Here is a 7,512-nt window from a genome sequence, read left to right on the forward strand (position 1 = left end):
AGGCTGACGAACTGTCTGCGCCTATGGGGCAAAGGGCAAAGCTGCGGCCCCGGTTTTCGACCTTCCCGCCTGACCGGCCCCGCACTCTGGCAGCGGTCGCCTCTAGGCCGCGTTGAAAATTTGCGCCAGTCTGGAGCGCCGGGTTGGGCCTGGAAGTGCACGTCGACGCAGGGTCGGCACGTTCGCTCCAATACGACAACTCATTCTGCGCGGATGTGCTTGGTACGGATGACGTCGGCCCATCGCTGCTGTTCCATCGCCCAGAGGTCCCGCAGTTCTCTCGGGCTGGTGGCCGAGGGTTCGGCGCCGCTTTTGGCGAAGAACTCGCGCATGTCCGGTTGGTCGAGAACTTTTCCCAGCGYCGCGTGAAGCTGAGAAGTGATAACGGGCGGCATGCCCGCAGGGCCAGCCAGGCCGACCCAGAAATCTGCGGGAGCATCGAGCACGCCTTCTTCAAGAAGCGTCGGCACTACCGGGAGCAAGGAAGATCTCTGCGCTGAGAGGACTGCCAGCGGCTTCACCTTGCCGGCCTTGATCCAGGCCATAGAGGTCGTCAGGTCCCCGACCGCCAACTGCACCTCGTCACTGACAAGTGCCTGCAGCATGGGCGCGCCGCCCTTGTAGGCTATGTGGGTGATCTGAATGCCAGTGCGATCCTTGATCAATTCCGTCACGAGATGGGGTGCGCTTCCGATACCCGGTGTGCCATAGTTCAGCTTGTCCGGGCGCTGCTGGGCATACGCCACGAACTCCTTGAAGCTGCCCACGGGAACACTTTGGCTCACCAGTAGCACGACCGTCATGCGCATGAAGCCGCCAATCGCCGTGAAGTCCTTGACGCCGTCGAACGGCGGCTTGGGCACGAGGAGCGGGCCGGTGATCTGCGTCGAGAGCGTCGACATAACGAGTGAATAGCCATCTGGCGGCGCTTGCTGGACCAAGGCTGTTCCCAGCGTTCCGGCCGCGCCAGGGCGGTTCTCGACGACGATCGGTTGCCCGAGTTCGCGGGCGAGGCTGTTGGCAAGCGCCCGCGCGGCGAAGTCCGTCGGGCCTCCAGGCGGAATCGGGGCGATCAGGTGGATGGGGCGCGTCGGATAGGTGCCGTCCCGTCGTGTCTGCGTGTGGCCCACCGTTGCAGCCATGCAGGCGGCGGCCAACAGAATCGAGCGCCGGGAATGAAAAAGCGCCGGGTCGCGCGGGCTCGTGCGGAGCCGATTCGCTCCGCTATCGGGCGAAGGTGTCATGGAATCTGTCTCCTGTCTGGCGATTGGCCGGTTGTTGTTTGGCAAGGCTTGGCTTCACATCTCTGCGAACGTCTCGCGGAGCCAGTCCGCGATGTAGTCCCGGGCCACCGTTCCGTTGTCGGCGCCGAAGTGCTCCACTTCGAGGTCGTCCTTCGTCGTGATGAAAAGTTCCCGCTTGGGGCTGTTCGTGGCCGCGTCGTAGGACTGCCGCGCGTAATCGACGGGAATCTGCCGATCTCCGGCAGCGTGGGTGATAAGGAAGGGGACGCGAATCTTCTCGACAACGCCGGCGAGATTCATACTGGGCGCCCATGCCATGAACTCATCGATCGACGTCTTGCCGAAAGCCCACATCACGTGTTCCCAGTAGTGAGGCACGGGTCGATCTCCTTCTCGGGCCAGACGGCGCTTCTGCATCTCGCCCCAGTTGCCATTCGCCCCTAACACCGCGCACAGCTTGTAGCGCGGATCCATTGCTACGGCACGCGGGGCGAAATAGCCGCCAAGCGAGCCACCGACCATGCCGATACGGGCGTGGTCGACATCGCTGCGTGTGAGGAGGTAGTCGTAGGCCGGCGTCGCCCAGGCTTCCGAGTCATGGCGACCCGGCAGCTTGAACCTGCGGAGGGCTTCGCCGGAGCCCGGTTGGTCCACGAGCAGAGTCGAGATTCCGCGGAGCGCGAACGCTTGAGCCAAGCCGACCAGCCAGGCCTGCTCCTTCATCGAATCGAGACCGTTGCAACAGACAACGCAGGGCCTTGGGCGTCCGTCGACCTCGCGCGGCGCCTTGACGAACAGCGCCGGGAATTGCCGCCCCTCGTATGGGATCTCCACGAACTCGGTGTCGTCCTGCTGTAGTTCCAGTCCGAGGCGGAAATATCGCAGGCCTTCGTCATAGGCCCTGCGCCGCGGTTCGTAGTTACGGCTTTGCATGCGCTCGGCAGCGAGCAGGTACCCCGAAGCTCGCTGGAGCTTGATGCCGGCCGAGAGGCGGCGTCCCTTCGCCAGGTCGCGTTCCGCCATCGCGATGACCTTGTTGGCGACCGCGATCCACGAGTCGAAGAGAAGGGCGCTGTTGGCGTCTTCGTTGCGGCCCGCCGCTTCGCGTATGGGGCGGCAGGCTTCGTCCAACTCGCCATGGTTGCCGCCCGCCATCAGCGCGAGGTTGACAGACAGGTTCCAGACGTAGTTGCCGGGAAAAGGCTCGAACATTTCGGGTGCTCTTCTCTTTCAGCCATCCATGCGGATACCGGCCGCGCGAAACATGACGCCGTCGATGTCCGCGGCGTCTCGTGCCAGGCGGGCGAACTGCTTCTGGTCCATGGCCGCGGAGACGTTGAACGCCTGGTGCAACCGTGCCTGCAGCGCCGGGGACGTGGCGCACTCGCGCAAGGCATTCGCCATCGCGGTGACGGCTTCCGGCGGCGTTCCAYGGGCGGCGAACATTCCGCACCACACGGGATTCTGGAAGCCCGCCACACCGAGTTCGGTAAGAGTCGGCACGTTCGGGTAAAAGGGCGAACGAGGGTGCCCGCGCACCGCAAGAGGCACCAAGGTTCCGTTGTCGATGAACTGTTTGCAGATGGCGGCGGGTCCCAGAGTGAACGTTGTCTGGCCGGCGACAACGGCCTGGACGGAGGGCAGGCCTCCTGGGTAGGGCACATGCAAGAGGTTCGCCCCCCATTCCTTGGCGAGGTGGACCGCCAGAAGGTGCGCGTCGGTCCCGATCCCGTAGGAGGCAAAGGAGTATTGGGAGGAGTCAGCTTGGACGCGCTTGCGCATGTCTTCAAAGCTGGTGATACCCGACTTGGCACTCGCAACCAGCACCAGTTGCTCGAAGGTGAGCGGGCCGACGGGCACCAGGTCCGCTTGCGGGTCGAAAGGCACCTTTGACAAGAGCACCGGCAAATACATCGTCAAGGGAATGCTCACGAGGAATGTGTAGCCATCGTGCGGTGCGGCGAGGACGGATTGCGTGCCTACGATGGTGGACCCGCCCGGACGGTTCTCCACCACCACTGGCACGCGCAGAAGCTCACGCAGGCGGTCTGCAAAGATGCGCGCCGAGTTGTCGACGCTGCCCCCGGCGGGGAAGACGACGACGAGCCGCACCGGTCTCGAGGGCCATTCAGCTGCGGCTACGCCGACCCCGGTGGCGCCTAGCGCTGCGGCCGAAGCCGCTTGGACGAGGAATCTGCGCCGGTCCTGCAGTCGCGAGGAAGAGTTGTGCATGGGTGTCTCCAATGGTTCGAATAGTTGGGAATCACGCAGCGATCGCTGAACTGCGCTGTGCGCGCGCGTGTGTCTCGGCCGGGCTTTCTGTCCGGGCGGGCATACGGGTCGGTGTGGCATTGCCGAGAAGGAGGTCGGCAGCCTTTTCGGCGATCATCATCACGGACGCGTTCGTGTTGCCGCTGATCAGCGTCGGATAGATCGAGGCATCCGCGATGCGCAGGCGCTCGACGCCTCGCACGCGCAACTGCGTATCGACGACCGACTGCGCGTCGGGGCCCATGCGGCACGAACCTCCGGGGTGGTACACCGAGAATGCATTGCGCCTTGCATACTCCGCCCAGTCGTCATCCGTCCGCACGTCGTGGCCGGGATCCGTCTCCCGGTGCTGCAGGTCCGAAAAGGCCGCTGAGTTCAGGATGTTGCGGGCGATCTTGAGGCCCCGAACGATTGTTCGCAGGTCGCGCTCGTCTTGAAGGAATCCGGGATCAATGAGCGGAGCATCGCGGGGATCCGTTCCGCCGAGTACGACGCTTCCCTCGCTGAATGGCTGGAGCACGGTGGCGAGGACCGCGCAACCGTGCCCCGTAGGTACGATGCGGCCRGCGGGCGGACGGCGGAAGGCATTCAAGACGATGTGCACGTCCGGACCGGCAATGCCGTCCTGACTGCGAACGAACCCGGCCGCTTCGAACAAGTTGCTGGCCAGGGGGCCGCGGCGCCATAGCGCATACTCGAGCAAGTTCCACGCGCAGCGCGGCAGCGCGCGCAGCGACAACGCATAAGACAGCGTCGCCGGGCTACTGACCTGAACGAACGCCGACACGTGGTCGCGCAGGTGCTTGCCCACGTCGACGGAGTGCGCGACAGGTGCGATGCCCAGCGCCCGCAATTCTTCACCCGGGCCGACTCCCGAGCGCAACAGAACCTGCGGCGTGTTGTATGCGCCGGCGCACAGCACCACCTCGCGCCGTGCGCGCAGGATCTTCAGGGCACCCCCAGACTCGGCTTCGACGCCGACCGCGCGGCGCGATTCGAACACGATCCGGTGCGTCAACGCGCCGGTCACGATTGCGAGGTTGTTGCGACCACGCACCGGCTCGAGGAATGCGGTGGACGCCGTCTCGCGGCGGCCGGCTCGGATGGTGAGTTGGCGTGCCCCGAACCCTTCGGGTGCTGCTACATTGAAGTCGTTGCATCGCGGATAGCCGAGCGAATCCGCAGCGTGCAGGAATCTCGGTACCAGCGGATTGAGCTGCGCGAGCGAACTGATCGCCAGCGGCCCGCCCTTGTGGTGCAGGCGGCTCTCGGGCCAGTCAAAGTTGTCCTCGGAGCGCAGGAAGTAGGGCAGGACCTCGTCATACCCCCAGCCCTCGTTGCCAAGGCGGCGCCACTCGTCGTAGTCCGTCGCCGGTCCGCGGAAGTAGACCATGCCGTTGATGGCACTCGTTCCGCCGAGCACCCGGCCGCGCGCCAGATTGATGCGTCGCCCGTGCAGGCCAGGCTGTGGGACGGACGAATAGCTCCATCCGAGGTCAGGAGCCATGTGCGCGAAGCCGACGGCGCCCGGCACCTGAATGCGCAGGGCGTCGCCCCGACCGCCGGCTTCGAGCAGGCAGACCGTCACCGCCGGGTCTTCCGACAGGCGCGAAGCGAGGGTGCAGCCCGCCGTTCCGCCCCCGACGATGATGTAGTCGAACTCCCCATCGAGCGGCAGCGCCGAAGCGAGGCCGGACATAACTGGTTGGTTGGAGCTGGGGCGCAAGATGGGACCTCCGTTCAAGGAGGCGTGACTGTAGGGTCGCAACGCGCGCGCGCGAAATTATTTTCGGATGCGGCAATGATCATGAAAACGAATGCGCGTCGCAGGGCAACGCCAATGGCGTTTCAGGCAGCGGCATGAGCGAGGAGAGTTGCGCGTTCTGCACCTGCGCCTCCGCCAGCATGTGTTCGAGGAACGCCTCCGCCTGGGGCGACAGGGAACTCCGCAGCGGCTGCAGGCAAGCCACCTCGAAGTCGAAGCCCTCGGGTGCGATCAGGCTCGCGGTAAATTCCTGGCGCATCAACCCGGGCAATAGCACGATGCCTGGCAAGATGCTCATCCAGTCGGTGCGGGAAACGACGCCCAGCGTCGCGGAGAAGCAATCGACGTCGAGCCACTGCTCGCCTCGGACGCCCTGACGGGCAAGGTAGCGCGATAGGCGCGTGCGCGCCGCGTTCGGCGGTGGCGGAGCGATCAGCCGTAGCGGAGAGATCTCGCGCAGGTCAACGCCCGCGAGGTGCGGCAACGGACCGTTCCAGCGCGAGGCCAAAAGGCATGGTGAAGAGAACAGGCGCTCGCTCCGCACGCCTGCCTCCTCCCCGCCCACGACTGCAATTGCCAAGTGTAGTTCGCCCGACCGGACCTTCGCAGCGAGGGGCGCGCTGTTGTCTTCGGAAATTCGCAGGACGACGTTCGGGTGCATGGCGAGGAACTGCGCATAAACCGGTGCGAGCAGCGATCGGGCTACCACCGGGACGAGGCCGATTCGCAACTCACCTTGCAGCCCGCCGCTGCGCCCCTTGACCGCTCCCACCGCGGCCGCATGCGCGCGCAGAACATCGGTTGCGCCGGTGTAGAACAGGTCCGCCGCGGGCGTGGGGATCACGCGCTGGCCGGTGCCGCGTAGAAAGAGCCGGGTGCCCAACTGCCCCTCCAACTTGCGCACATGCTGCGAAACGCCAGGCTGGGTGGCGTGCTCGCGTCGGGCCGCCGCCGTGAACGAGCGTTCCTCGTACACGGCAACGAAGAGGCGCAGGTCCAGCAATGAATCGGCCACGGGAAAACGGCTTCGATCTGGCGTACCCGCGCGCCTCAGCGCCCGAGCAGGGAGCTCTCAACTAGCCCCTCGTAGGTAGTGGCGGCGCCAGGCAGGCCGGCGCGACGGCGCTGCTCGATGAGCAGCTCGATGCCGACCCGGTCAGGCAAAAGAGAGGCCGGCGTACTGCCAAGCATGGCGTCAACGGCTGGAGGGAGGAAGCCAGCAAGCGTCAGCGCTTGCCGTGCAGCCTCAGGCACTTCCTCCATGCTTTGGCGCGCGTTCTCAAGGCTGCGCAACCAGGCTGAAAGTGTGGGGCGCAGTCGCTCTATCGCAGCCGCGCTCACGACGAGGCCCTGACCCGGAAATGCCGGGTAGCACTGCTGAACAGTCCCGATGCGGGTGAGACCCGCCTCGACGGCCATTGCGTCGAAGGGAGGGCCTAGCAAGGTGGCATCGCCACGCCCTGCGATGATGGCGTCGTATCTTTCCTTTACCCCACCGACGGGTTCCAGTGCGTAGCTGTCAGCACCAATGCCCGCGTCGGCCAGCATGGCGCGCAAGGCCACAATGAATCCATTGCGCGGCGCATCAACCAGAATGGTGGCGCCACGCAGATGTTCGAGCGAAGTGCGACCTCGCTGTCCGACGATAGTCAAGGGGGTCGTGCGCTCAAGTTGCGCCACAACGCGAAAGTCCTGGGGACCCTCGCGCAGGTTCCAGTCCATTACGTTGTCTATGGCCGTGACGACTGCATCCGCCTCGCCGGTCGCCAAGGCCTCGAACTGCGCATCGGACGACGGGTTGCGCGCCGCTTGAAGCGATACGTCTGTCGCGACCTTCAACACATGGGCAACATCGACCACGGGCGGAGGAACGAACCAAAGGACTCGTAGCGTAGGCATAGGACGAACTCGTTCTCGTTGTCAGGTCAACTCAAGCTTGATTCCGGAGCGCTTAACCACCGGAACCCACTTGGCCCGCTCTGAGCGGATGTAGGCAGAGAACTCCGCCGGCGTGCTCCCGACGGGTTCGCCACCATAGTCGTGATACCTCTGGATGACCTCCGGCTTGCGTGCCAACGTGGCGCATGCCGTGGCCAGCTTGTCCAAAATTGGTTTCGGGGTTCCCGGGGGAGCCATAAGGCCGAACCAAGTTGACGCGTCGTATTCGCGGATACCCAATTCTTCAAACGTCGGCACGTTCGGAAGCAGAGGATGGCGGCCCTTGCCCGTGAC

The 7,512-nt window shown here is 64.9% G+C and carries 7 protein-coding genes; all 7 read right to left on the minus strand.

Annotated elements, in window-relative coordinates:
• Positions 1 to 200 precede the first annotated feature (200 nt).
• The gene (locus tag AC1D2K_RS25300) at positions 201 to 1,244 is read right to left on the minus strand and encodes a Bug family tripartite tricarboxylate transporter substrate binding protein (protein ID WP_478091908.1); all 1,044 of its coding nucleotides are present in this window, start codon (positions 1,242 to 1,244) and stop codon (positions 201 to 203) included.
• A 54-nt stretch (positions 1,245 to 1,298) separates the two neighbouring features.
• Positions 1,299 to 2,456, minus strand: a complete 1,158-nt coding sequence (locus AC1D2K_RS25305) for an alpha/beta hydrolase family protein (protein WP_478091910.1) — start codon at positions 2,454 to 2,456, stop codon at positions 1,299 to 1,301.
• A gap of 18 nt (positions 2,457 to 2,474) precedes the next feature.
• Entirely contained in the window at positions 2,475 to 3,476 is a 1,002-nt protein-coding gene (locus AC1D2K_RS25310; RefSeq protein WP_478091912.1) for a Bug family tripartite tricarboxylate transporter substrate binding protein, read from the minus strand.
• A gap of 31 nt (positions 3,477 to 3,507) precedes the next feature.
• Complete coding sequence (locus AC1D2K_RS25315) at positions 3,508 to 5,214, minus strand: GMC family oxidoreductase (RefSeq protein WP_478091914.1); 1,707 nt, start codon at positions 5,212 to 5,214, stop codon at positions 3,508 to 3,510.
• A 106-nt stretch (positions 5,215 to 5,320) separates the two neighbouring features.
• Entirely contained in the window at positions 5,321 to 6,295 is a 975-nt protein-coding gene (locus AC1D2K_RS25320; RefSeq protein WP_478091916.1) for a LysR family transcriptional regulator, read from the minus strand.
• 35 nt (positions 6,296 to 6,330) lie between these two features.
• A complete protein-coding gene (locus AC1D2K_RS25325) occupies positions 6,331 to 7,140 on the minus strand; it encodes an ABC transporter substrate-binding protein (protein ID WP_478091918.1) in 810 nt (269 codons plus the stop codon).
• A gap of 60 nt (positions 7,141 to 7,200) precedes the next feature.
• Positions 7,201 to 7,512, minus strand: a 312-nt coding sequence (locus AC1D2K_RS25330) for a Bug family tripartite tricarboxylate transporter substrate binding protein (protein WP_478091920.1), incomplete at its 5' end; no start/stop codon positions are given.

It is taken from the genome of Variovorax sp. P1_H12_2, assembly GCF_056405335.1.

Bases quoted from the DNA above. Each gene is read 5' to 3' on its own strand.
- AC1D2K_RS25305 (WP_478091910.1), bottom strand. From the start codon at position 2,456: ATGTTCGAGCCTTTTCCCGGCAACTACGTCTGGAACCTGTCTGTCAAC.